Annotated in this window: 23 protein-coding genes; 2 read left to right on the top strand and 21 right to left on the bottom strand. The window is 44.1% G+C overall.

Annotation, left to right across the window (positions count from 1 at the left end; translation table 11 throughout):
* Window positions 1–64: 64 nt before the first annotated feature.
* The 6 genes from tatC to ACFP56_RS13600 form a co-directional block, all read right to left on the bottom strand.
* Entirely contained in the window at window positions 65–880 is an 816-nt protein-coding gene (tatC, locus tag ACFP56_RS13625; protein ID WP_379235365.1) for a twin-arginine translocase subunit TatC, read from the bottom strand.
* A gap of 68 nt (window positions 881–948) precedes the next feature.
* On the bottom strand, window positions 949–1,179 hold the full coding sequence (gene tatA, locus ACFP56_RS13620) for a twin-arginine translocase TatA/TatE family subunit (RefSeq protein WP_379235363.1): 231 nt from the start codon (window positions 1,177–1,179) through the stop codon (window positions 949–951).
* Between the two features lie 29 nt (window positions 1,180–1,208).
* Window positions 1,209–2,285, bottom strand: coding sequence for a molybdopterin-binding protein (locus ACFP56_RS13615; protein WP_379235361.1), 1,077 nt, complete (start codon window positions 2,283–2,285; stop codon window positions 1,209–1,211).
* Between the two features lie 15 nt (window positions 2,286–2,300).
* Window positions 2,301–2,789, bottom strand: coding sequence for a MogA/MoaB family molybdenum cofactor biosynthesis protein (locus tag ACFP56_RS13610; protein ID WP_379235359.1), 489 nt, complete (start codon window positions 2,787–2,789; stop codon window positions 2,301–2,303).
* Window positions 2,790–2,817: 28 nt separating this feature from the next.
* The gene (gene moaC, locus ACFP56_RS13605) at window positions 2,818–3,291 is read right to left on the bottom strand and encodes a cyclic pyranopterin monophosphate synthase MoaC (RefSeq protein ID WP_379235357.1); all 474 of its coding nucleotides are present in this window, start codon (window positions 3,289–3,291) and stop codon (window positions 2,818–2,820) included.
* Window positions 3,292–3,306: 15 nt separating this feature from the next.
* Window positions 3,307–3,894: a 5-formyltetrahydrofolate cyclo-ligase gene (locus ACFP56_RS13600; RefSeq protein WP_379235355.1), complete on the bottom strand. Its 588-nt coding sequence runs from the start codon at window positions 3,892–3,894 to the stop codon at window positions 3,307–3,309.
* A gap of 141 nt (window positions 3,895–4,035) precedes the next feature.
* Here ACFP56_RS13600 and ACFP56_RS13595 point away from each other — a divergent pair, with 141 nt between their 5' ends.
* A complete protein-coding gene (locus ACFP56_RS13595; protein WP_379235353.1) occupies window positions 4,036–5,976 on the top strand; it encodes an ABC-F family ATP-binding cassette domain-containing protein in 1,941 nt (646 codons plus the stop codon).
* 177 nt (window positions 5,977–6,153) lie between these two features.
* Here ACFP56_RS13595 and ACFP56_RS13590 read toward each other — a convergent pair whose 3' ends face one another.
* The 11 genes from ACFP56_RS13590 to yyaC form a co-directional block, all read right to left on the bottom strand.
* Entirely contained in the window at window positions 6,154–6,825 is a 672-nt protein-coding gene (locus tag ACFP56_RS13590; RefSeq protein WP_379235351.1) for a response regulator, read from the bottom strand.
* 727 nt (window positions 6,826–7,552) lie between these two features.
* Window positions 7,553–8,575 carry a tRNA (adenosine(37)-N6)-threonylcarbamoyltransferase complex transferase subunit TsaD gene (gene tsaD / locus ACFP56_RS13585; RefSeq protein ID WP_379235349.1) on the bottom strand — a complete coding sequence of 341 codons (1,023 nt, stop codon included), beginning with the start codon at window positions 8,573–8,575 and terminating at the stop codon, window positions 7,553–7,555.
* A 1-nt stretch (window position 8,576) separates the two neighbouring features.
* Window positions 8,577–9,062, bottom strand: coding sequence for a ribosomal protein S18-alanine N-acetyltransferase (gene rimI / locus ACFP56_RS13580; RefSeq protein WP_379235347.1), 486 nt, complete (start codon window positions 9,060–9,062; stop codon window positions 8,577–8,579).
* Entirely contained in the window at window positions 9,059–9,847 is a 789-nt protein-coding gene (tsaB, locus tag ACFP56_RS13575; protein WP_379235344.1) for a tRNA (adenosine(37)-N6)-threonylcarbamoyltransferase complex dimerization subunit type 1 TsaB, read from the bottom strand. The genes rimI and tsaB overlap by 4 nt, the downstream gene beginning before the upstream one ends.
* Window positions 9,844–10,326 carry a tRNA (adenosine(37)-N6)-threonylcarbamoyltransferase complex ATPase subunit type 1 TsaE gene (gene tsaE, locus ACFP56_RS13570; RefSeq protein ID WP_379235342.1) on the bottom strand — a complete coding sequence of 161 codons (483 nt, stop codon included), beginning with the start codon at window positions 10,324–10,326 and terminating at the stop codon, window positions 9,844–9,846. Before tsaE ends, tsaB begins: the two co-directional genes overlap by 4 nt.
* A 15-nt stretch (window positions 10,327–10,341) precedes the next feature.
* A complete protein-coding gene (gene thiL / locus ACFP56_RS13565) occupies window positions 10,342–11,403 on the bottom strand; it encodes a thiamine-phosphate kinase (protein WP_379235340.1) in 1,062 nt (353 codons plus the stop codon).
* A 170-nt stretch (window positions 11,404–11,573) separates the two neighbouring features.
* A complete protein-coding gene (locus ACFP56_RS13560) occupies window positions 11,574–12,656 on the bottom strand; it encodes an HD-GYP domain-containing protein (protein ID WP_379235338.1) in 1,083 nt (360 codons plus the stop codon).
* A 74-nt stretch (window positions 12,657–12,730) separates the two neighbouring features.
* Window positions 12,731–14,425, bottom strand: coding sequence for a histidine kinase N-terminal 7TM domain-containing diguanylate cyclase (locus ACFP56_RS13555; protein ID WP_379235336.1), 1,695 nt, complete (start codon window positions 14,423–14,425; stop codon window positions 12,731–12,733).
* Window positions 14,426–14,517: 92 nt separating this feature from the next.
* Window positions 14,518–15,690 (bottom strand): class I SAM-dependent methyltransferase, encoded by a 1,173-nt coding sequence (locus ACFP56_RS13550; RefSeq protein WP_379235903.1) that lies wholly within the window; start codon window positions 15,688–15,690, stop codon window positions 14,518–14,520.
* Between the two features lie 39 nt (window positions 15,691–15,729).
* Complete coding sequence (locus ACFP56_RS13545) at window positions 15,730–16,560, bottom strand: alpha/beta fold hydrolase (RefSeq protein WP_379235333.1); 831 nt, start codon at window positions 16,558–16,560, stop codon at window positions 15,730–15,732.
* A complete protein-coding gene (yyaC, locus tag ACFP56_RS13540; protein ID WP_379235331.1) occupies window positions 16,557–17,111 on the bottom strand; it encodes a spore protease YyaC in 555 nt (184 codons plus the stop codon). Before yyaC ends, ACFP56_RS13545 begins: the two co-directional genes overlap by 4 nt.
* A 154-nt stretch (window positions 17,112–17,265) precedes the next feature.
* On the opposite strand from yyaC, the gene ACFP56_RS13535 reads away from it, so the two are divergent.
* On the top strand, window positions 17,266–17,490 hold the full coding sequence (locus ACFP56_RS13535) for a DUF1128 domain-containing protein (RefSeq protein ID WP_379235329.1): 225 nt from the start codon (window positions 17,266–17,268) through the stop codon (window positions 17,488–17,490).
* A gap of 53 nt (window positions 17,491–17,543) precedes the next feature.
* On the opposite strand, the gene ACFP56_RS13530 is transcribed toward ACFP56_RS13535, so the two are convergent.
* From ACFP56_RS13530 to ACFP56_RS13515, 4 genes are all read right to left on the bottom strand, one after another.
* Window positions 17,544–17,975: a hypothetical protein gene (locus ACFP56_RS13530; RefSeq protein ID WP_379235327.1), complete on the bottom strand. Its 432-nt coding sequence runs from the start codon at window positions 17,973–17,975 to the stop codon at window positions 17,544–17,546.
* Window positions 17,976–18,127: 152 nt separating this feature from the next.
* Window positions 18,128–19,693 carry a UDP-glucose--hexose-1-phosphate uridylyltransferase gene (locus ACFP56_RS13525; RefSeq protein WP_379235325.1) on the bottom strand — a complete coding sequence of 522 codons (1,566 nt, stop codon included), beginning with the start codon at window positions 19,691–19,693 and terminating at the stop codon, window positions 18,128–18,130.
* Between the two features lie 28 nt (window positions 19,694–19,721).
* A complete protein-coding gene (gene galE / locus ACFP56_RS13520; RefSeq protein ID WP_379235323.1) occupies window positions 19,722–20,708 on the bottom strand; it encodes a UDP-glucose 4-epimerase GalE in 987 nt (328 codons plus the stop codon).
* Window positions 20,709–20,941: 233 nt separating this feature from the next.
* The gene (locus ACFP56_RS13515; RefSeq protein WP_379235321.1) at window positions 20,942–22,114 is read right to left on the bottom strand and encodes a galactokinase; all 1,173 of its coding nucleotides are present in this window, start codon (window positions 22,112–22,114) and stop codon (window positions 20,942–20,944) included.
* Window positions 22,115–22,166 lie beyond the last annotated feature (52 nt).

Below are 22,166 nucleotides of genomic sequence, written 5' to 3'. Positions count from 1 at the left end.
CTTATGAAGCAATGCTGCTCATAAGGAAATCGTCATACCAGGGTCATTATCGTAATCATCCATCTCACTGTTTCCCATCAAACTCTTCATTCCACTTGGCGTCAGATTCCAGCTGCTTTTTATACACCTTGCCGGACATCCAGACGCTAATCTCGTACAGGACAATAAGTGGAATAATGACGATGATGTCAGAAATAAAGTCTGGTGGTGTAATGAGAACTCCTACCACAGACATAGTAAAATAAGCTAGCTTGCGCATCTTTTTCAAACGAATTGGGTTCAAAATTCGTATTGCCGTCAAAAACATGATGAGCAGCGGCAATTCAAAGAGCAATGTAATCGGAATAATAATGCTGAACAAAAAATCAAAGTATTGCACGACGCCAAATGTTTCCTCAAGCCCCAAATTTCTTGAGACCATACGTGTAAAGCCAAAGGCTAGTGGAAACACGACAAAATAAGCAAAAGATAAACCGAGCAATGCCATCCCAAGTGCAAAGGGCACATACTTTACGCTTGAACGCTGCTCATGGGGATGCAGAGCTGGTTTGACGAATAGCCACAGCTGAAACACGATAAATGGAATCGTGACGACCATGGCGAGTACCAATGCAATTTGCATATAAATGCCGATTCCGTCCCAAAACGAAAAAGTATGCAAAACTAGCATGCCGTTAGCCGGTGGCTGGTTAAGTAAAAACTGATAGGTCGGTTTGGCAATCACCATGCCTCCAACTAAAGTCAGCAAAAGCACAATTAAAATGTAGATTACTCGTCTGCGAAGCTCAGTCAAATGCTCAACGAGGGACATCAGCCCTTCCTTTGAGGCAAGCTTGCCAGTAACGGAGCCGAGACGCTTCGCTTGACTTTCCAAGCTCATATGCAGGACACTCCTCTTTTCTCAACTAAACATCTGTCATATTCTCAACAAGAAAAAAGCGGGCCAGCTTAGTCTGGTAACCGCTTGTTTTTAGAATCCGCTGAATCCATAACCTCGATTGGAGCAGCCTCTTCCTTTTTCTTATCGTTTGAATCCATCATCTCATTGGCTCCAGCCTTAAACTCCTTCAGAGTGCGACCAACAGCTCGTCCAAGTTCAGGCAGCTTGTTGGGACCAAACAGCAGCAATGCGATAAGTACCAATAATATAATGCCACCTACACCAATTCCGCTAAACATACCATCTTCCTCCTCGTTTCTCTAGTCATCTAGCAGCCAAGTAAACCGCCATAACCTAATGCTACAATATCCTCTTTGTCGATTCGCTCTCCTAGCAGCAATCTAGGCAGCAGCACATCAAACGACGTATAAGGATCATGCATTACACAGCCGGGCAGCCCTACAATCGGTACACCTTCTATATATCCTACTAAAAGCATTGAGCCTGGCAGCATCGGCGTGCCGTAGCTGACAATCTCTGCCCCAGAGGCAGCGATTGCGCCTGGTGTACGATCATCAGGATCAACAGACATGCCTCCCGTAACCGCGATCATATCATAGCCGCATGCAACAAGCTCACGAATCTCTCGAACGATAATATCTCGATCATCTGGGGCAAATCGCTGTTCTGCAACGATAGAGCCTAACGCTTCCAACTTTGCCTTCACGGCAGGACCAAATTTATCCTTAATTCTGCCATTATACACTTCACTGCCCGTAGTAAGCAAGCCTATCTGACGTTGAGGAAGCGCAACAACAGAAATAGGAGCTGCCCCATGAGCAGCTCGATATTGCTTTGCAATTTGTTCCACGAGCTCCACCTTCTGCTTGTTCACAACGAGTGGAATTGCACGTGTGGCAGCAAGCTGACCGTTAACCATTACAGCTTGGTTGTTGCGAATCGTAGCAAGAGCAATCTCGCCAATGCGATTCACTTCATCCACAATCTCCTTAGCAATTTTGGCAATCCCGACTACAGAAGATTTCACACTTACCTTGCCTTCGTGCGGTTCGCTTAGTACCAGCTGATCGTCCATCAAGGCTTGTGCCATTCGACGAGCTGCTTCATCCTCATGCAGATCATGCTCACCCAGCTCCATCACATATATATGCTCTTTTCCGATATCAAGCAGCTTTGGAATATCTTCCTCTGTAATGAGGTGCCCCTTTTTGAATAAACGCCCCTTAAATTGCCCTGGAATGATTTGAGTCAAGTCATGAGCAAGCCTCAAGCCTATCGCGCTATAGACAGAGACTTCCTGCAGCGAGGTGGATTGCGCTTTGGAGTTATACTCAGCAGCTTCATTCTCATTTCTTATTTGTTGCTTTAGCTGTTGCTCATTCATCGTTGTCAAACTCCTTTAATGCTCTAATTCTATTCCTGACAATATGGTTAAGGCATGAGGCAGTTGATCGATAATTGCTAGTAGGCTTTCCGATACTCCTTTTGGGCTTCCAGGCAAATTAATAATTAGCGTATTGCCGCGAATGCCGCATACTCCTCGAGATAGCATCGCGCGTCTCGTTTTACTTAAAGCGCCAATTCGCATCGCTTCTGCAATCCCAGGTACCTGTCGGTCAATTACCTTTAGTGTCGCTTCAGGGGTCACATCTCGAGCAGACAAACCAGTCCCGCCAGTTGTAATGACTAAATTCGCTTCATAATACTCCGTCATTTCTATTAAAGCAGCCATAATCTCATCCTGCTCATCAGGCACAACACGATAATCTACGATCAGTCCGCCCAGTTCATCCTCAACCAGTTCACGAACAACTTGCGCACTGATGTCTTCACGTTCCCCGCGTGCTCCTTTATCACTAGCAGTTAGTATCGCTACTTTCCATTGCATCCCCATATCCTCCGTTCACGCTATCTATTTATTGTTCACGACGATAATCTCCATGTACCCCACCTGTTTTCTCCATTAAGGCAGTAGGGCCAATCACCATATCCTTTTGCAATGCCTTGCACATATCATATATTGTTAAAGCGGCAGCCGAAACAGCAGTTAACGCTTCCATCTCGACACCGGTTTTGCCTGTTGTTTTAACAGTAGCTTCAATATAAAGCTCGTCCACTCCATTGTCAGAGAATGATATATCTACTCCGGTCAAGCTAAGCGGATGACACATGGGAATAAGATCAGATGTACGCTTGGCAGCCATAATTCCAGCTACCTGCGCAACGGCAAGCACATCGCCTTTGCGAATTGTCCCAGCTTTAATTTGCAGCAGCGTTTCCTGATGCATTTTTACCATTGATGCAGCGGTTGCTTGACGCTTCGTGACGTCTTTCTCCGATATGTCGACCATTTTAGCTCTGCCTTGTTCATTAAAATGTGTAAATTCCACAAGCTCTACATCCTTTCATTCTATAGAAAACGTCCCAATTCCTTTATTTGAAACGACAAAATTCAAAACAATATCATATGAGTCAACAGGAATGTCGTCAACAAACTGCTGCTCATGAGCCATACCGATCCAAACAGTCTGATCTTTCAACCGTTCATATAAGCGATCATAGTAGCCTCCGCCATATCCAAGCCGCTGTCCTTTATTGTTAAAAGCGAGCCCTGGCACAAGGACAGCCTCAGGAATATCATCACTAGGCTGCAGTTGCTGGTCATCCGGCTCCATAATTCCATAAGCTCCACTACGAAGCTGATCTTTATTGTATAATGGATAAAGAATCATTGCACGTGTCGCTACGTCGCAACGCGGGACAAGCACCTTAACCTGATGCTGCCAGCACCAATGAATAAGCGGCCAAGTATCAACTTCACTGCGAAATGGAACATAGACAAGTACAGAACGAATGCGATTCATATGTATCAGCTCTGCTGCATGCTTGCACGCCTCTTCAGACTGTTGCAGGCGCAGCTGCTCTAACAGACTGTTGCGTATCGCTGAAAGCTGCTGTCTGAGCTGCTTTTTTTGTAACGCAATATCATTCACTTGACTTCCACCCTCGTTCATAGGAATTGATATTAGTGTACCATTGTTTCACAAGTTTCGCCAATCCGTTACGTGCTTATGATACACTATATAGTAGTAGATATAGAATACGTACCACTACATTTTGATGGAGGTTCATGAATGCTTCTTCAAGTATCCAATCTGACTAAAAGCTATGGAGTCGATCCGATTCTTTCAAATATTAACCTGCAAATTTTAGAGCGTGACAAAATAGGCTTGGTAGGTGTGAACGGTGCGGGAAAATCGACACTGCTAAAAATTATTGCCGGCGAAATCAGCTATGATAGCGGCGATATACATAAAGCAAAGGAAGCAAAACTCGGTTATTTGGCGCAAAACAGCGGATTGCAATCAGACCGCACCATCATCGATGAAATGCTGCTGGTGTTTTCCGATCTGCTTGCAGTTGAACAGGAATTGCGCGAGCTTGAGATGAAAATTGCCGATCCTAAGCTTCACGATGATGAAAAACGCTATCAGGAGGTGCTAGATCGCTACGCCAACCGCTCGGACTGGTATAAAAACAACGGAGGCTTCGAAATCAACACTAAAATTAATAGCGTGCTGCACGGGATGGGTTTCGGCGAGTTCGATCATCACACTCCCATCTCTTCATTAAGCGGTGGACAAAAGACACGTCTTGCGCTTGCCAAGATATTGCTGCAGTCGCCAGACCTGCTTATGCTTGATGAGCCTACAAACCATCTGGATATTGACACGCTAACGTGGCTTGAAGGCTATCTGCGTTCTTATCCCGGCGCTATTCTTGTCGTATCGCATGACCGCTATTTTTTAGATGCGATGACAACAACTATTGTTGAAATTGAACGACACCAAGCTAAAAAATATACCGGGAACTACAGCCGCTATTTGGAATTAAAAGCTGCTGAATATGAAATAGCAATGAAGCATTTCGAAAAGCAGCAGGATGAAATTGCGCGAATGGAGCAATTTATTCAAAAAAACCTAGTACGTGCCTCTACGACAAAGCGTGCACAAAGCCGTCGAAAAGCGCTTGAAAAAATGGATCGAATCGATCGACCTATGGGAGATCTGAAGCGTGCAAGCTTCTCCTTCGAGGTTGAGCGAATGAGCGGCAAGGAAGTACTAAAGGTGAATCATCTGTCTATTCAATTTCCGAACAGCACTGCTCCATTATTCACTGACGTCCAGCTACAGCTGCAACGAGGTGAAATGGTCGCACTTGTAGGGCCTAACGGAATTGGCAAATCGACGATGCTAAAAGCAATTGTAGGGCAGCTTCAACCAACAACAGGCAACATTGAATTTGGCTCGCATGTTAAGCTCGGCTACTACGATCAGGAGCATAATGTGCTTAACCCAAGCAATACCGTACTGGAAGAGGTTTGGAGCACCTACCCGCATATGGAGGAAGTTAGAATTCGGACAGTACTCGGCAACTTTCTGTTCAGCGGAGAAGATGTATTGAAACGTATTTCCTCATTGAGCGGTGGTGAAAAAGCTCGCGTTTCCTTGTCCAAGCTCATGCTTGCGAAAGCAAATCTGCTTATTTTGGACGAGCCGACGAACCATCTGGATTTGTTCAGCAAGGAAGTGCTTGAATCTGCTTTAATGGACTATGAAGGAACGGTACTATTCATTTCCCATGACCGATACTTCCTTAACAAAATGGCAGAGCGTATTGTCGAACTAACTCCACAAGGCGCTAACTATTTCCTGGGAAATTATGACGATATGCTGGAGAAAAAGCTCGAATTGGAAGAAGCTCGTCAGGAAGCAGCCCTAGCTGCAGCAAACACTAAGAAAAATCAGCAACAGGAAGCGACAATCGATACTGCTCAATCGTATGAAGTCGAAAAACAACAAAAACGTGCCGAACGCAATAAACAGCGCAAGCTTGAAGCATTGGAAGCAGACATCGCTTCGCTTGAGCAGCGTGTTGCAGAATGGGAAGAGAAGCTAACTGACCCTGAAATTTTCAACGATTATGTTCGTATTCAAGAAATTCAAGCTGAAATAACCTCATTAAAACAACAGCTCGATTCCTGCTATGCGCAATGGGAAGAGCTTATGGGCTAGCTTGCAGCCCTAAACGATCCGACCCTCAATCATATAAACGCACAACCGTTAGCGGCTTGCAGCATCTATATGATTGAGGGTCGACTTTTTTCAAACCATCCTGACTATTTCCTGTGTGCATACTGAGTTGAATCCACATATCCCCAAACGCTTGGCTTATTCATTAGTAACCATTCATCAAACACTTTGCTTCTGCTCCATGTCATCATGTACAAGCTGATGCATGATCGCGAATCTCATAAGCTGCATGCGCGACCTTACATTAACCTTGTTGTACAACTTTGTAATATGATATTCCACAGCTCGCTGGCTGCGATTATGCAGTTGAGCCAGCTCTTTGTTGGAATATCCGTTCACAATTCCTTGAAGCAGCTGAATATCCTCTTCGTCAAATTTCAACTCATGATGAAGCTCAGAATCACGCACCGATGAAAGAAATCCCGGCAGTCTAAGCTTATTAATTAATGTAGACGGAAGAAAAGAATAACCTCGCATTAAATAAGTAATCGCTGTTTCAAGCTCCTCAACACTGCACTCTTTATTAAGAATCGCATTCACTCCTGCCTCCATCATTGCATTATAGTGATGGTCAAGCTCATATCCAGAGTACATCATGATTTTCAGATCAGGCTGCATAACTTTCAGCTTCCTAGCAAGGGAGATTCCATCCATTACTGGCATCATATAATCACACAAAACAATATCGTAGCGCTGCCCTTGAAAGCTTTCAATGGCTTGTTTGCCACTCATGACATATGCCACATGACAATTAAAGCTTCGCTCTAAAATGGCTTTGGTGCCGTAGCCAACGGTTGGATGGTCATCTACAACCAAAATACTTTTAATCAACGTATATCACTCCTTTCACGAGTTAATATAGCTGCACTAAGAGCAGGTTAAGTGTAATTGTTGTTTTAAGAAGTAGGGGCAAATTGCTTATGTCAGTGTGAGGCACTAGCATCTGGTGCTAATGAAGGAAACGTTGCACGCAAACAAGAGGAAAAAGGTTGCTTTCCTTACAAAACTGCTACAAGATATTCATCATACATCTTAACGAACATCATGGATTAGAAAAATAATAAAGAAAAGATGGAAAATCGAGGACTCAGAGGAACTTACAGGAATAGTGCTATTATACTATTAACATTTCATTACATAAATAGTTTATATCCTCAAAAGTTTTTACGGAATTTTTATCTTACGAAATCATTTTAACAATAGTCAAGTTATCAACAGCATTATCAACATCCGTGTATAAATTGTTAGTCAATTCAGTCTTTATTTGTGCAATCGTGACGCCTTGAATGCAGCTTTATTTTAGAAGCTTTGCTTTTATGTAAGTTATTCACATACTTTATCCACACTATCCACAATAATCACAGGATAACCTTGAAAATTTTATCCCCTGATGTTTTCATAATCTTAATCGAAAAAAGCTAGAGCTATAAGGCTTTTTCTATGTTATCAACAGCTGGTTGTTATTATGTGTATAACTCTATTCACACTACCAAAAGAACAAAAAACTGCTTGATTCTCTCACCATGAGGTGACGAGATCAAGCAGTTAATCAGATTAACTATACAACAGACCATTCCTCTAATGAGAGCCCTGGGTCAGCCTTCATATCGAGTCCAGAAAATTGTGCAAGCCGATACTTGATGGATGCAGCTGCACCAATCATCGCAGCATTGTCGGTACACAGCTTGGGAGAAGGAACAATAAGCTCTAGCTGAGCTCGATCACATGCGGTCGCAAGCTCAGCTCTTAGTCCGCGATTAGCTGCGACACCTCCACACAGGATCAGCTGCTTTACATGATATTGCTTAGCTGCACGCAGCGCCTTTGTAACCAACACATCAATAACGGATTGCTGAAAGCCTTTGGCTAGAGCAGCCTCATTTAGTTCTATACCTTTCATGCGGTGCTGATTAATGGCAGCAAGCACCGCTGATTTCAAGCCGCTAAAGCTAAAATCATAGCTGTCTTGCTCAAGCCAGGCTCGCGGCAGTACAAGCTCTTCCTCCGCCTCATGCGCCAGTCGATCAATGTGAGGACCACCAGGATAAGGCAGCTTCAATGCCCTCGCTACCTTGTCATATGCTTCTCCAACCGCATCATCCCTTGTCCGTCCAACAATGTGAAACACGCCTTCCTGCGGCAGCAGAACCAGCTCCGTGTGACCTCCAGAAACGACCAAAGCCAGTGATGGGAATGCCATTTCATGCTCCAATCTGCTTGCATAAATATGTCCTGCAATATGATGCGTTGCGATCAAAGGGATATTCAGAGCAAGCGCAAGACTTTTTGCAGCAACATTGCCCACAAGCAGCGCGCCAACAAGCCCCGGCCCCTCCGTAACAGCTATTGCAGATAAATCCTTCGCTTCATAGCCTGACTCCTTAATAGCTGTCTCGATAATTCGAGTTATCGTTTCAACGTGCTTGCGTGAAGCAATCTCTGGCACAACACCACCAAAACGCTCATGCACATCAATCTGGCTGGACACAATGTTCGAGCATGTTTCCTTGCCGCCGCGTATCACTGCTGCACTTGTCTCATCACAGCTAGTCTCTATCGCCAATATTAATTCTTCATTCATGTTATGCTCCTCCGTTCTCCGCTTGAGGCAGCTCCGCCCACATAATTAATGCATCCTCGTTATTATCAGAATAATAGCCAGGACGTATGCCAGCATTCTCGAAGCCATAGCTCCGATAAAGCCGCTGGGCTATCACATTGCTTTTTCGAACCTCAAGCGTCATGCGGACTGCACCTAAAAACACTGCCGTTCTTTGCAGCTCATACATTAAAAGCTTGCCAAGCCCTTGGCTGCGATATTGGGCAACAATCGCGATATTCGTAATATGTGCTTCATCGACAATGATCCACATGCCCCCGTACCCAATCACTTGACCTCGATATTCCATCGCCATATATTGCGCAAATAAATTATTCGTCAGCTCATTCGTAAAGGCTTCTTTTGTCCAAGGGGTCGTAAAGGAATCCTGCTCGATCATTAAAATCTGCGGAAGATCATCAAGCGTCATCTTCCGAAAAATAATCTCTTCTGCTGCGACTGCCATCATCGCTTCCCCTCTTCCTGCTCCTTAGCGTTTTGCTTCACTTCTGCCTCGGTCAGTTGTGCATAGTTTGGTACCAGCTCATGAGGGTCAGCAGCAATAACGCGCTCATTTAGCCATTGACCGCGGCCCAGCATTGCAAAAGCCTGTCCATTCATCTGATGCTGCTTTGCGAGCACCTTAAGCCCTACAGCCTCTGCAGAAGACTGAAAAGCGGAGATGCTTGCTTCATGCTGTCCAACATCTCCAAAAAATGCAACAATTTCAATCCCAGCATCCTTCAGCTCCTGCAGCTTCAGCTCCCAATACTGGCACCAAGTATTCATCATCACAATATGATCCTGATCCAGTCTGCTGCAGGTATCCGTCTGCATATGAACGGCAAACGCCGCTGTGTATACCTGCCCTCTTCTAGCATCCATTAGCGGAATTACAATAGCATTTGGTAGCGTACCCTCTTCCGCCAACACGCCGCTAAAAGCCAAGCCAGCAAGACTTGAAACACCAATTAATTGCTTCTCTGCCGTCCACGCCAGCGTCTTGGCAGCAGTCACCGCTATCCGCACACCAGTATAAGAACCTGGTCCTATGCCGGTCACGATGCCTTCCAGCTCCTGTAGCTTAACCCCACTAGCTGCAAGCATCGCTTCGATATTTGTCATAATATGAATGGAATGATTGCGTTCGGCCTCTGTCTGCACCGATGCAAGCAATTGATCATTGCGCATCAGCGCGCCCGCCATCGTGGCTGTAGAGGTATCAATCGCCATTACTGTTGATTGCTTATTCATCTTGATAGACTCCATTCCTGTAATGATTGCAGCAAGTGCTCATATTTTTCTCCATAAGCCTGCAGCTGCACCTGTCGCTGCTGCTCATCAATGGTCTGTATCTCAATCGCCAAATACTGCTCCGGAAGCAGCTCCTCGATTAACGAGGCCCATTCAACTACTGTGACGCCTTGACCGTAGAAATACTCATCCAGACCAAGCTCGTCCGCTTCCTCTATTGATAATCGGTAGACATCCATATGATAAAAGGGCAGCGTTTGCCCTTCATATTCCTTTATAATCGTAAAGGTTGGGCTGCTCACGATCTCCTTAACGCCTAATGAAGCAGCAAGCGCTTTGCTAAATGTTGTTTTCCCTGCTCCTAAATCGCCATCCAGCGCCATAACCATACCTGCCCATGCCTGTTTGCCCAGCCATGCAGCAAGCTGCTCGGTTTCGGACAGAGAAGCTGCTTGCAGCACCAATTTCTTGTTGTGCATCCGTTTCACCACTATCTATGTAAAATGATTGTAGCCTTTTCGTTCAATTCGTTTCCGCTGTGTTTTCGGCGATTGCCCGTGTTGCGACTGCCATGATGACCCTTCAAGCCACACTTCACCTGTTCCTGCTTCGACGTAGCCGATTTCATAGAGCTGCATCCCAAGCTGCTGAAAGCTTCGCTTAAGCTCCTTATAATGCTGCGAGGCGATCGTTCCGATCAGAATATAGTCTTCTCCGCCATATAGCATCCAGTCCAAAGCGGAGCAATGACTGAGCGCCGCATACCGCGACAAGCTGTCACTAATCGGAAGCTTCGTTTCCTCAATAATAACGTCCACCTTTGAAGCTAGCGCGATTTCTCCTGCCTCGCTTGCAAGCCCATCGCTAACATCATTCAACGAATGACATACGCCTGATTCTCGCAGCAGCCTCGCTTGCGCTAAATGAGGCTTGGGTAGCTGATGAGCCCGCTTCAGTTGAGCGCTTAGCTCAGGAGATATTTCCTGCTCCAGTTCCGGATGCATCAGCAAATGCAGACCTGCCGCTGATTTGCCAGCCACACCTGTTATGACAAGCATATCGCGGAATTTGGCACCACTGCGTAATATGGCCGTTCCTGCCTCAACCTGCCCAACAACAGTAATCGTGACAACAAGATTATGTGGCGACGAAGTCGTATCTCCACCGACAATCGCTACTCCAAATGTATTGGCACACTCGTAGATACCATCATATAGCTGCTTGGCTTGCTGTGCTGACACATGTCCAGGAACGCTTATTGCAATTAAGGCATGCAAAGGGACACCGCCCATCGCTGCAATGTCAGACAGGTTGCTCGCTAAAGCTTTGTATCCAATCTGTGCATACGTCATCGTTGTACTCGTAAAATGAATATCCTCTACCATCGTATCGACCGTATATAGCAGTTCAAAGTCTTTGCTACTGCCATCTTCAGAAACAGCGCCAGCTACAATTGCCGCATCGTCACCGATTGCGACTTTTACTGCATTTCGTTTTAGTAACTTTTCATCCTGTTGATTGCTTGTCCAGTAGCTAATGCGTGAAAATTCATCCATGCTTGATGACTCCTTCACTAGTTCATTAGAGCTTCCACTTTATTGTACCTTAATGCCTGGATCTTTCAAAGTAGTTGTCCTGCAAAAAGGACGTGCCAGAAAGTCGGTGATGACCGACTTCTGTTCACGTCCTTAGCGATAGTAGAATCTCTGCACTCGTACTGTGTATGCTACAGTTCTTTTACAATGGTAATATGAAGCTCGTCCTTAAGATCAAATTGATAAGGCGTTTTCGGAATAGATCCATCCGCTTCTTTCACAACGCGGACAATGGGTCGATGCAAGGCAAGCTCGCTATTGCCGACAACGACAACCGTTTGCCCTGTGTTTAATAGCAGCATTGTCGCGACAGGATAGATCGAAATATGACTGCAAAACAACTTAATTAATTCGTGATCAAAATACGTCCCTCCAGCGGCGAACAAAAATTCAATCGCCTCACTTGTGCGATAACGCTTGCGGTAAGGTCGTGGCGAGATCAAAGCATCATACATATCAGCAAGCCCTACAATCTGAGCATAGAGATGAATATCATTGCCCTTAAGCCCTCTGGGATATCCCGAACCATCAAACCGTTCGTGATGCTGCAGCGCACAATGTGCGGAAACAAATGATATGTCATGATATTTGCGTAAAATATCAAAACCTTCACGCGGATGAGTTTCAAGCAGCTTACGGTCTTCCACTGACAGTTTGTCGGGCTGCTTCAAAATTCGCTCAGGCATTTTGGTCATGCCGATGTCAAACAGCATGGCGCCAACGCCCAGCTCTTCCAATTGCATGCGATTAAGTCCTTTGGCCAGGCCAATAATTCCTGACAGCACTGCGACATTAACGGTATGCTGAAACAGATAGGAGTCAACAGAATGAATGCTTGATAAGTTCACGAGAATATTAGAACGGTTAGATAAATCAGCCATAATGCTGCCAAAAATATCGCGAAAGTTTTTTCCGATATTTGGCGCAATCACTTTTCCCTTGCTCAAATCATTGCTCTTAAATGCATTCATCGTTTGAAAAATCTCGTTTACTGCCGCATTACGAGTCGCATCCGAGATTGACTCCTCTGGCTCAATCCCTTCTGTTAAAGGGTCCTCAATAAAAATATAATCGATCCCCATATTATTCAGTCGATGAATATATCGATCCGTAAGCGCCATGCCTGCACCTAGCAACACATTGCCGTTTTCCTGAAAAATCGTTTTCGCAATAATATCGCCGGGACTTACGAGATCAATATGCATTTTTTTCATTAATGTGTACCTGCTTTCCTTGTGCGGCCCAGTACCAGCTAAAGGCCGCTGGACGCTTTTGAACCAACGACCTTTTAGCTAATAGCAGAGCTACGATTAACAATTAGATTTCTACCCTTGTACTTCGCTTCATACAATGCAGTATCAGCCAAGTTCATAACCTCTTGTAAAAACACCTTGGGATCATTGACTTTAAATTGAGTATAATCATCGATTGTTACAATCCCTACACTGATTGTGACGGAAATATGATCGCTGACCTCTTCAATCCAAATTCGATGATTTTCAATTTCATTTTTAATTTCCTCGGCCTTCTGATGCGCTTCAATTGCAGAAAGCGTTGGTACATAGATAATAAATTCCTCGCCGCCGTAGCGCGCTAGTCGGTCTTGACTGTCGAGTAAGCTGTTCACTTTGCGTGCGGTATGTACGAGAACCGTGTCCCCATTCAAATGCCCATATGCATCATTGATAAGTTTGAAATAATCCAAATCAAAAATGATAATAGTGAACGGGAGACTTTCTTCTATATTTTTAGCCAGCTCAACCTCTAAAAATTGCATAAGGTATCTACGATTATAACATTCTGTTAGAGGATCTGTAATTGCAATCTTTTCCAGCTTCTTATTAGCCTCATACAATTCTTCCTGAGTTTTAATCAATTCCCTATTGCGTTGCTGCAACAGCAAATTTTGCCGCTTTAAGCTATCTGCAAGTCGATTGACCTCTGTTAAATCCTGAAGTGTATACATGTATCCCATGAGCTTCGTATATTTATCCAATATTGGGAAGGATTGAACAAGCAAATACCTTTGCTGGGGTTTAGTTGTAAGCCATTGAAACTCCAGCTTCATTAGCGGATCCTGTTCGCGAAGCTCAAGCTTGCGATTAATGCTATCCCAATCGTTATCAGGCAGCTGCTCCTTCACTTTTTCAAGCTCAAAGCGATCACCAATCGAGAATGAAAAGATCTCATCGACAAATCGGTTCATCTCCACGATATGCCCATCACGATCCAGCACCATAATACCTACGGACAGCGTGTTCATCACATCACGATGAGCAATACTGATCATATCCAATACATTGATTCGATTCACATTGATAGACATATAAAGGGCCGAAAGCAGCATGCCGACTGATAAAATTGGGAAGTACGTGTTCAATAATTGCAAAAAGATAATGTTAACAATTAAGTCAGCACAACCGAATAATAAAATAATACCGATCCCAATAAGAGCAAACCGACACACATAACGAGCCATGCTGTCTTGCTTGGACTGGAAGAAATGACGCATCAGCAGCAATATTGATGCGGTAACATACAACATCAGTATTGCAATGACAGCACCAAAATAATCTCCGTAAACAAAGGTTTTCCCTGAAAGAGGATCACTGTTTAAGGTTAGGAAAAGACCGTTTGGATTCCAGAGAATAAATAAATTGGCGGCTAAATTTGGGAGAAGCACAATTTTGAAGGATGTGCGTTTGAGAAAGGAATTTCGATTGATAATATAAAGTGAAAATATTAAAGAACCGATACCTAATGTGGAAAGAGCTACATAGGAAAGCTTGATAAACAAAAACCGATATTCACTCAGTGCTGTTGTGCCTGCTGCAAACTGAAGCAGTGCCCAGAACATGAATGCAAGATGCAGCAACAAATATACACGGTTTAATATGGATATCGTTTTCGTAAAGATTAAAAAGATTAACGTGCATAGCAGGACCAAGAATATACTGAAATCAACGATCATTGATAATCCCATGTTACCCACCCATTCATGTATCTATCACACTTAAATATATCAAATTCACTTGAAAACTACAATTGTAATAATGATAGAACATGTTCCCTTATTCAGTTCTTTAACAACTTATCTCCAAGCATCTTCTCAAGGGAATGCTCTACACCGAGCAACGATTTGAACGCATCGTACTGCTCCCATTTTTTAGCGTTAAACGTTAACTCCTTCGGTCTTACTGCACGAATCATCAAATTTTTAGGCGTATGCTCGGGATCAATAAACTCCAGCATTTGTACCTTGTAGCCAATCGTTTCGAGCAGTTGTCCTCGCATGCCATCTGTTGCAAGCGCCGAGAATCGTTCCTTTAGCAAGCCTTGACTAAGCAACGGTGACAGCAATTCGCTTTTCACTTGCGGGAACAGTTCATGCTGACAGCAAGGCACTGACATAATAACAGAGGCTCCCCAGTGTACAGCTTTACTAATTGCTGCATCCGTTGCCGTATCACATGCATGGAGTGTAACGACCATATCCACTTGAGACAGCTCATTAAATTCAGCTATATCCCCCACTAAAAATTTTAGCTGCTTATACTCAAGCTTCTGCGCAAGCTCATTGCACAAAAGAATAACATCCTTTTTTAGATCCAATCCAATAATCTCTATGTCGCGTTGTTTTTCTACCATAAGATAGTGGTATAGAGCGAAGGTCAAATAGGATTTTCCACAGCCAAAATCAATAATTTTCAATGTACGATTCACTGGCAAATGATCTACGACATCCTCGACCATTTCAAGAAAACGATTGATTTGCCTGAACTTATCTTGTTTTTTAGCATGAACTCGCCCTTCCGCTGTCATAATGCCCAGCTCAACAAGAAATGCAATTGGCTTGCCCTCCTCAAGTACTCTACGCTTTTGGCGATTATGCGAGCTGACAACAGGTGCAGCTTCGCCTTCTACAGCCTGGCGTTTAACTGTTAGCTGCCCTTTTTTACTTGTTAAAATTTGCAGCTGCCAGTTTTTTTGCTTGATTTGAGTTTGCTTGTACTGTCCTGTCATTAGTTCAATTAGCTTTTCTACAGTCTTTGAAGCATCGACATTTTCATGCAGTACTTTATTAGCATAATATGATTCAAATTGATAGTATAGCCCTTGCTTTAGCTGTACCGGTCGAACTATTATTTTTTTTGCAGTTTGCTCATTTTTATCCTTGGGCGAGCTTAAAATAGCTTGATAGAAGGTTGTCTCTTCGATCCATTCAGAAAGCTCCTGCTTTAGTCTCATATCTTGGTTGGTTGGTGTTGTCAACTTCGAGCCTCTCCTTTAATGAACCGTTCCTATAAATTTCATCAGCACATCTGCAAGCTGCTGCGGTGTTTCCAGCATTCCCATATGTCCTGCATCCTCAATCACTTCACAGCGTGTAGCTGCTTGTCTTCCTGCAAATGTCTGATCCGTATTCACTACTGCATCCTTAGCCCCCGATACTAACAATACTGGAAGCCTCGATTGTTCAATTGTAACTGTACGATCCGGACGCTCCTTCATTCCTCTAGCATAGCCGATAACAGCATTGGCTGATGTTTCATTACCAATTTCAACTGCTGCCTCGATCAACGCTTTACGCTCTGGATGATCAGCAGCAACCAGCTTAGGAACTAGATTGCTGACGAATGCAGCTACTCCTTTCTCCTTAACCGTATTGATCGCCGCATCTCGATTGTCTCGGGCCTGCTCGGAGTCAGGCAGCGCTGTTGAATGCAGCAAACCAAATGCTTGCAAGAACGCCGGCTTGCGCTGTGCAACAGCAAGCGTAAGATAGCCGCCCATTGAATGACCAAACAACTGTGCCTGCATAATTCCTAGCCCTTCCAGCCATTCTTCAATCATAGCAGCATGTGTATCGAGGCTGTATATCTCGTCCTCACTTAGCTCTGATTGTCCATGTCCAATTAGATCGAGCGCAATTACACGACAAGACCCTTCAAGCAGTGGTGCAAGCTCCTTGAAATATGCTGAGCTGCCGCAATATCCGTGCAGCAGCACAACAATGGGCTGCTGATTCTGTCCAGCAGCCGCATGCTTAGAATCGTAATAAGCCAATGCTAGACCATTTTTCAATGTATAGCGTGCATTGCTAATGGATTGCGTCATATTTCCTCCTCTTTTAAGCCCCATATTCGTGCAATTTGTGCCGCAAGCACATGAACCAGCTCCAATACGATATATAAGGAAGTATTTTGAATTTTCCAGTAGGCTTTCGGTCCAGATTCATTTACAACAGCGGCAATACTGTGATCACCTACTGCGGGCAATCTTCTTCCTGTTGCGGCCCCTGGAAGCAATGGACCATGAGTCAAAAGATATTGCCCAACCTGCTTCTCCCTTCCAAGACATGCATCGATTGCAACGATAACCTTGGACTGCTGCTGCAGCGCCTTGACTTCTGCCTCAACGCGATAGGCATCGCATGGAAAAGCCAATGTGCCAATCACATGCGGAAAACCCAGCCTTTGAAGACTGCTGCCCATTAATGGTCCAAATGAATCACCCGTTGATTGATCAGTTCCTATACAAATAAAGACAATGTCCTCTTGATTCGGACATTGTTCGTAAATGACTCGTAAAAATTGACACAGCTCCCTAACGTTCTGCTCGCTTGTCACTGAATTGCGAGCCATGCGAAGCTTGGCAGATTCCATCATATTTTTTCGATATCCCTTCTAATTCATACATACATCGAATATAACAGATCTATTGTATCTAATTTTACATATCAGTTCAATTTGTAGTTCATGTACATGGTTTCGTGGTACAATGACCAATATAGGAACATAAGGAACAATAAGGAGCGATTGGATGTCAAACTTGGAGCAAGCAACCGTAGACAACATGGTATACATGATCGAAGCAATTAAATCAAAGCTGAAAATGGCTTCTGCTGCCGCAATGCAAGCATCAAGCTTTAATTTGGAAAACTATGAGGATATTAAAGATATTTATGAGGTTGTAGCCTCTAAAGACAATTTCAGTATTAGTGAAGTAGAGGCATTGGTATCAGAGCTTGGCAAACTAAGAAATTAATACAAAGACTGTGGCTGCAAGTTATACTTGAGCTACAGTCTTATACTTTATCCTTATTCCGTTGCGTTATCGCTTTCATTTACAATAATCGATAGTCTTACATGTACGTTCTTCTCTTCGCCCTTCAGGAAATACGCAATTCTTTCTAGTTTCTCAGCGAGCTCTGCACCAGTAATGGATGTGTTAAGCTGAAAATTAAAATGATCGCCAAGAGCTGCTGAAGTGTCATTGTATGTTCTCCACACTCCGTCCGCACCTAGGCGCTGTGACTCAGGCTGTGGATAGAACTTATCCGACTTATTTACTACTCTTTCATAAATCCTTAACTTTTTAAGTAGCATATAGTACTGCGCTGAATGTTTAAAGTTCCACGCTTCACGTATGTCCTTCAATGTATAAGTCATTTTCCAACGTTTTAGTCTCTCAACCTGTTCATCGGAATCCAGCTTTAAGAACTCATCTAGGGGCATCATTTTTTCAATCAACTTAATCCCTCCAACTCTTCGCATGTTTACGTAGAACGAGTATGACATAATTAAATAAAAAATACCACATTTCGGATTTTATTACAACAAAAAATTCCCATTTGATAGAAACAAATGGGAATTTTTTGGGTATTTATTTATCATTTTTTTTATTATACGTGAAATTGTAATGCTTCAATAAAGCGTCTAAAGGCATATTGTCCTATATCATTACGTTTATATACGCCTGCATCATGCAGTACCTCTAGAAACTTCGCGCCTGTTTGTGCCTGGACAAGTGATAGAGCCTCAGCTTCAGTCATGCCTGTACCAAACTGAGCAGCAAGCTCAGCAATCCAGTCAGCATGCTTATTAAGTGCGTGGTCTGTCGCCTTTGTTGCCTCAAGCTCAGTACCACTGCTTAGTATCGTTGCGATTGCAGCCAGCTCTTCCTTCAAGCGTCCTGGCAATACAGCAAGCCCCATAACTTCAATAAGCCCGATATTTTCCTTTTTAATATGATGCAAATGCTGATGTGGATGGAAAATACCATCTGGATGCTCCTCGCTTGTACGGTTATTGCGAAGAACAAGGTCAAGCTCGAATTCACCAGAAGACAGCTTGCGTGCAATCGGCGTAATGGTATTATGCGGGATTCGCTGGCCATCTTGCTCGGTATAAGCAAATATATCTGCCTCGGGATCACTGTAGCCTCTCCACGCATCAAGAATAACTGCAGCTAGCGCATGAATGTCTTCCTTGGAAATGCTTTGCAGACGAATAACACTCATCGGCCACTTCACAATACCCAGCTTAATATTCGGATAAGCCTCCGAACGGAAATTAGCTTCGATCGGAGCCGTTTCCATCGGGAATACATGCTTACCTGCCTGGAAATGATCGTGCGATAGAATAGAGCCGCCAACGATTGGCAAATCTGCATTAGAGCCGATAAAGTAGTGCGGATATTGCTCTACGAAATCAAGCAGCCTAGCCATAGACTGAGGCGTTACTGCCATCGGTTCATGTAAGCCCTTGAAAACAATGCTGTGCTCATTATAGTAAACATACGGTGAATACTGCAAATGCCATTCCTCGCCTTGCAGCATTAATGGAATCGTACGATGATTTTGGCGAGCAGGATGGTTGACACGCCCCGCATAGTTCACATTTTCCGCGCAAAGCAAGCATTTTGGATATTTTGCTGGAGGCAGCGTCTTCAGCAATGCGATTTCCTTAGGGTCTTTTTCAGGCTTCGAAAGGTTGACCGTAATTTGCAAATCTCCATATGGCGTCTGATGCAGCCAGTTTGGATTTTTTGCAATTCGATCCATGCGAATATAGTTGCTGTCGATGCTAAGCTTATAAAACATGTCTGTAGCGGCTTCAATCCCCTTTTCCTCGGCAAGCTTATTGAATGTTGCAATCAGCTCCGAGGGACGAGCGACAAACACGCCCATAATTTTCGCATCGAGCAAATCACGATAGGTTAATGTGTTCTCAGCCATTAATCCGATGCTGTAGCCATAATCGAGCAGTTGCTCCAGCGGCTCGATTGGTGCTGAGAGCTGCTCCGCATGGATCTCTCTATCATATGGTTCATCGAACTTAAACAAATCAAGCAGCGCATTCGTAGCGTAGTGCTTATCAGCAGCGTCAATTAATCCTTGCTGCTGTGCAAACTGAACGAGTCGAGCGATCTGCAATTGCGCTTGCTCTGCTGACGCTTGTGCTGTCATGGTATATTCCCCTTCCTCTTTCACGTCATTACTTGCTGTAGCCATTAGGATGGTTTAGATGCCAGCTCCAAGCACTTGCAATAATGTCCTTCAAATTGCTGCGGGCCGGATTCCAGCCAAGCTCTTGACGTGCGCGACTGGAAGAGGCGATCAACACTGCCGGGTCACCCGCACGACGTTTCTCCATCACAACTGGAATTTCTCGGCCTGTAACTTCACGTGCAATATCGATAACTTGTTTAACCGAGAAACCATTGCTGCTTCCCAGATTGTAGATTGCGCTATCCTTGCCCGCACGAAGTGCGTCAAGCGCAAGCGTATGTGCATCAGCCAAATCACTGACGTGAATATAGTCGCGGATGCAAGTGCCGTCCTCTGTATCGTAATCGTCGCCAAATACGGAAATATGTGGTCGCTTGCCAAGCGCAGCTTCAAGCACAATTGGAATCAAATGCGTCTCAGGATCATGCGCCTCGCCAATTTTCCCACTAGCATGCGCACCAGCAGCGTTAAAGTAACGCAGAGAAATATATTTTACGCCGTGAGCCACATCAAACCATTTCATCATTTTCTCCATGGCAAGCTTTGTCTCGCCATAAGCATTCGTAGGCTGCGTACGATCATATTCATCAATCGGAACACTTTCAGGCTCGCCGTAGGTTGCTGCAGTTGAAGAAAACACGATTTTTTTCACGCCGTACTGATTCATTTTTTCTAGCAGACAAAGCGTGCCATACACATTATTGTGATAGTACTTGCCTGGGTCCTTCATGCTTTCTCCAACTAATGAATTAGCTGCGAAGTGTATAACCGCATCAATATCATTTTCGCTGAACAGCTTGTCAAGCGTCTCTCCATCACGCAGATCACCGACATAAAGCTTGCCGCCAAGCAGAGCATCTTTATGCCCCTGCTGCAAATTATCAAGTACAACAATCTCATCGCCGCGTTCATGCAACGCAGCCACCGTGTGAGAACCAATATAACCCGCTCCGCCAGTCACTAAAACCGCCATCTTATTCTCCTCCAAACTTTTCGTAAACATCTATGAATTTACTTCCTCGTAGAAAAGTTACTTCGGAAGCCTTCGCTTAAACTTTTCGTAAACATCTATGAATTTGCTTCCTTGTAGAAAAGTTACTTCGGAAGCCTTCGCTTAAACTTTTCGTAAACATCTATGAATTTACTTCCTGGTAGAAAAGTTACTTCGGAAGCCTTCGCTTAAACTTTTCGTAAACCACGACAGAACTAAGCCAACTGCTCTACACCGTTGCCGATTGAGCATACATAGAAATCAGCATTTAGACCTGTTTTCTCATTGTATTCCTTGCCAACCTGCTCCTTGAATTGCTCGACCGAATCCTCATGTACAAGAGATACCGTACAGCCGCCAAAGCCTGCCCCAGTCATGCGCGCACCTAGCACGCCTGGCACTTTGCGTGCTGCGTCTACCATCGCATCAAGCTCATCCCCTGTCACCTCATACAGATCACGGAGAGAATCATGCGAGCCATTCATTAATTGCCCGAATGCTTGCAGATCATTTGCCTTCAAAGCATCCATTGACTTCAATACACGATCGATTTCCTCGACAACATGCTGCGCACGCTTTGATACAACCTCGTCCTTAATCAAATGCTTGGATGCATTGAATTGCTCTAGAGAAAGCTGACCTAGCAGTGTTAGCTCAGGATGAGCAGCTTTCAAGTCCTGCACAGCCTGCTCGCATTGCGCACGGCGCTCATTGTATGCTGAGTCAACCAAGCCACGACGCTTATTGGTATTGCCGATCACCAGCTTGTAGCTGCCTGAGTTAAACGGAACTAAGTCGTACTCCAGCGTATCGCACATAAGCAAAATCGCATGATCCTTTTTACCGTTGGCAACTGCAAATTGATCCATAATACCGCATTTGACACCATTAAACTCATTCTCTGATTTTTGTGACATAAGTGCAATCTTCACCGTATCAACCGGTTGATTTTCAAGTGTAAGCAAAGCAAAAGCCGTTACAACTTCAATAGAAGCTGAAGAAGACAAGCCTGAACCGTTAGGAATTTCTCCATGATACAGCAGGTCGTAACCTGAGCTGAATGTAATGCCTTGCTGATGCATTTCATTTACAATCCCTTTCGGATAATTCATCCAATCATCAGCTTCATCATAGACAATCTTTTCAACACTAAGTACATTAGTTTTCGGAAAATTCGTTGTTGCAAGTCCCAGACCTTTATCATCACGTTTGCGTATAAGCAGCGTTGTTCCAAATGTTAGAGCAGCAGGAAACACATAGCCACCGTTGTAGTCGGTATGCTCTCCAATCAAATTAACACGTCCAGGTGCATGAAACACATGAATGGTACGCTCGGACTCACCAAAGCGCTCTACAAATTTCTTGTTTAATTCCTGAATATTTGCCATGATTCGTTCCATCCTTTATCAAATGATATTTTGATCTTGGTTCTAGTATAGT

This window comes from Paenibacillus septentrionalis, assembly GCF_042659865.1.
In the GTDB taxonomy this organism is placed as follows: Bacteria; Bacillota; Bacilli; order Paenibacillales; family Paenibacillaceae; genus Pristimantibacillus; species Pristimantibacillus septentrionalis.
The sequence above is the reverse complement of the archived record's forward strand: the minus strand, read 5'-3'. Positions and strand labels throughout refer to the sequence as shown.

What these genes read in the sequence shown, in the direction of transcription:
- tatC (WP_379235365.1), bottom strand. Translation starts at nt 880, where the DNA reads ATGAGCTTGGAAAGTCAAGCGAAGCGTCTCGGCTCCGTTACTGGCAAG.
- tatA (WP_379235363.1), bottom strand. Translation starts at nt 1,179, where the DNA reads ATGTTTAGCGGAATTGGTGTAGGTGGCATTATATTATTGGTACTTATC.
- ACFP56_RS13615 (WP_379235361.1), bottom strand. Translation starts at nt 2,285, where the DNA reads ATGAATGAGCAACAGCTAAAGCAACAAATAAGAAATGAGAATGAAGCT.
- ACFP56_RS13610 (WP_379235359.1), bottom strand. Translation starts at nt 2,789, where the DNA reads ATGCAATGGAAAGTAGCGATACTAACTGCTAGTGATAAAGGAGCACGC.
- ACFP56_RS13595 (WP_379235353.1), top strand. Translation starts at nt 4,036, where the DNA reads ATGCTTCTTCAAGTATCCAATCTGACTAAAAGCTATGGAGTCGATCCG.
- tsaD (WP_379235349.1), bottom strand. Translation starts at nt 8,575, where the DNA reads ATGAATGAAGAATTAATATTGGCGATAGAGACTAGCTGTGATGAGACA.
- rimI (WP_379235347.1), bottom strand. Translation starts at nt 9,062, where the DNA reads ATGATGGCAGTCGCAGCAGAAGAGATTATTTTTCGGAAGATGACGCTT.
- tsaB (WP_379235344.1), bottom strand. Translation starts at nt 9,847, where the DNA reads ATGAATAAGCAATCAACAGTAATGGCGATTGATACCTCTACAGCCACG.
- tsaE (WP_379235342.1), bottom strand. Translation starts at nt 10,326, where the DNA reads ATGCACAACAAGAAATTGGTGCTGCAAGCAGCTTCTCTGTCCGAAACC.
- thiL (WP_379235340.1), bottom strand. Translation starts at nt 11,403, where the DNA reads ATGGATGAATTTTCACGCATTAGCTACTGGACAAGCAATCAACAGGAT.
- ACFP56_RS13560 (WP_379235338.1), bottom strand. Translation starts at nt 12,656, where the DNA reads ATGAAAAAAATGCATATTGATCTCGTAAGTCCCGGCGATATTATTGCG.
- ACFP56_RS13555 (WP_379235336.1), bottom strand. Translation starts at nt 14,425, where the DNA reads ATGGGATTATCAATGATCGTTGATTTCAGTATATTCTTGGTCCTGCTA.
- ACFP56_RS13550 (WP_379235903.1), bottom strand. Translation starts at nt 15,690, where the DNA reads ATGAGACTAAAGCAGGAGCTTTCTGAATGGATCGAAGAGACAACCTTC.
- ACFP56_RS13545 (WP_379235333.1), bottom strand. Translation starts at nt 16,560, where the DNA reads ATGACGCAATCCATTAGCAATGCACGCTATACATTGAAAAATGGTCTA.
- yyaC (WP_379235331.1), bottom strand. Translation starts at nt 17,111, where the DNA reads ATGATGGAATCTGCCAAGCTTCGCATGGCTCGCAATTCAGTGACAAGC.
- ACFP56_RS13535 (WP_379235329.1), top strand. Translation starts at nt 17,266, where the DNA reads ATGTCAAACTTGGAGCAAGCAACCGTAGACAACATGGTATACATGATC.
- ACFP56_RS13525 (WP_379235325.1), bottom strand. Translation starts at nt 19,693, where the DNA reads ATGACAGCACAAGCGTCAGCAGAGCAAGCGCAATTGCAGATCGCTCGA.
- galE (WP_379235323.1), bottom strand. Translation starts at nt 20,708, where the DNA reads ATGGCGGTTTTAGTGACTGGCGGAGCGGGTTATATTGGTTCTCACACG.
- ACFP56_RS13515 (WP_379235321.1), bottom strand. Translation starts at nt 22,114, where the DNA reads ATGGCAAATATTCAGGAATTAAACAAGAAATTTGTAGAGCGCTTTGGT.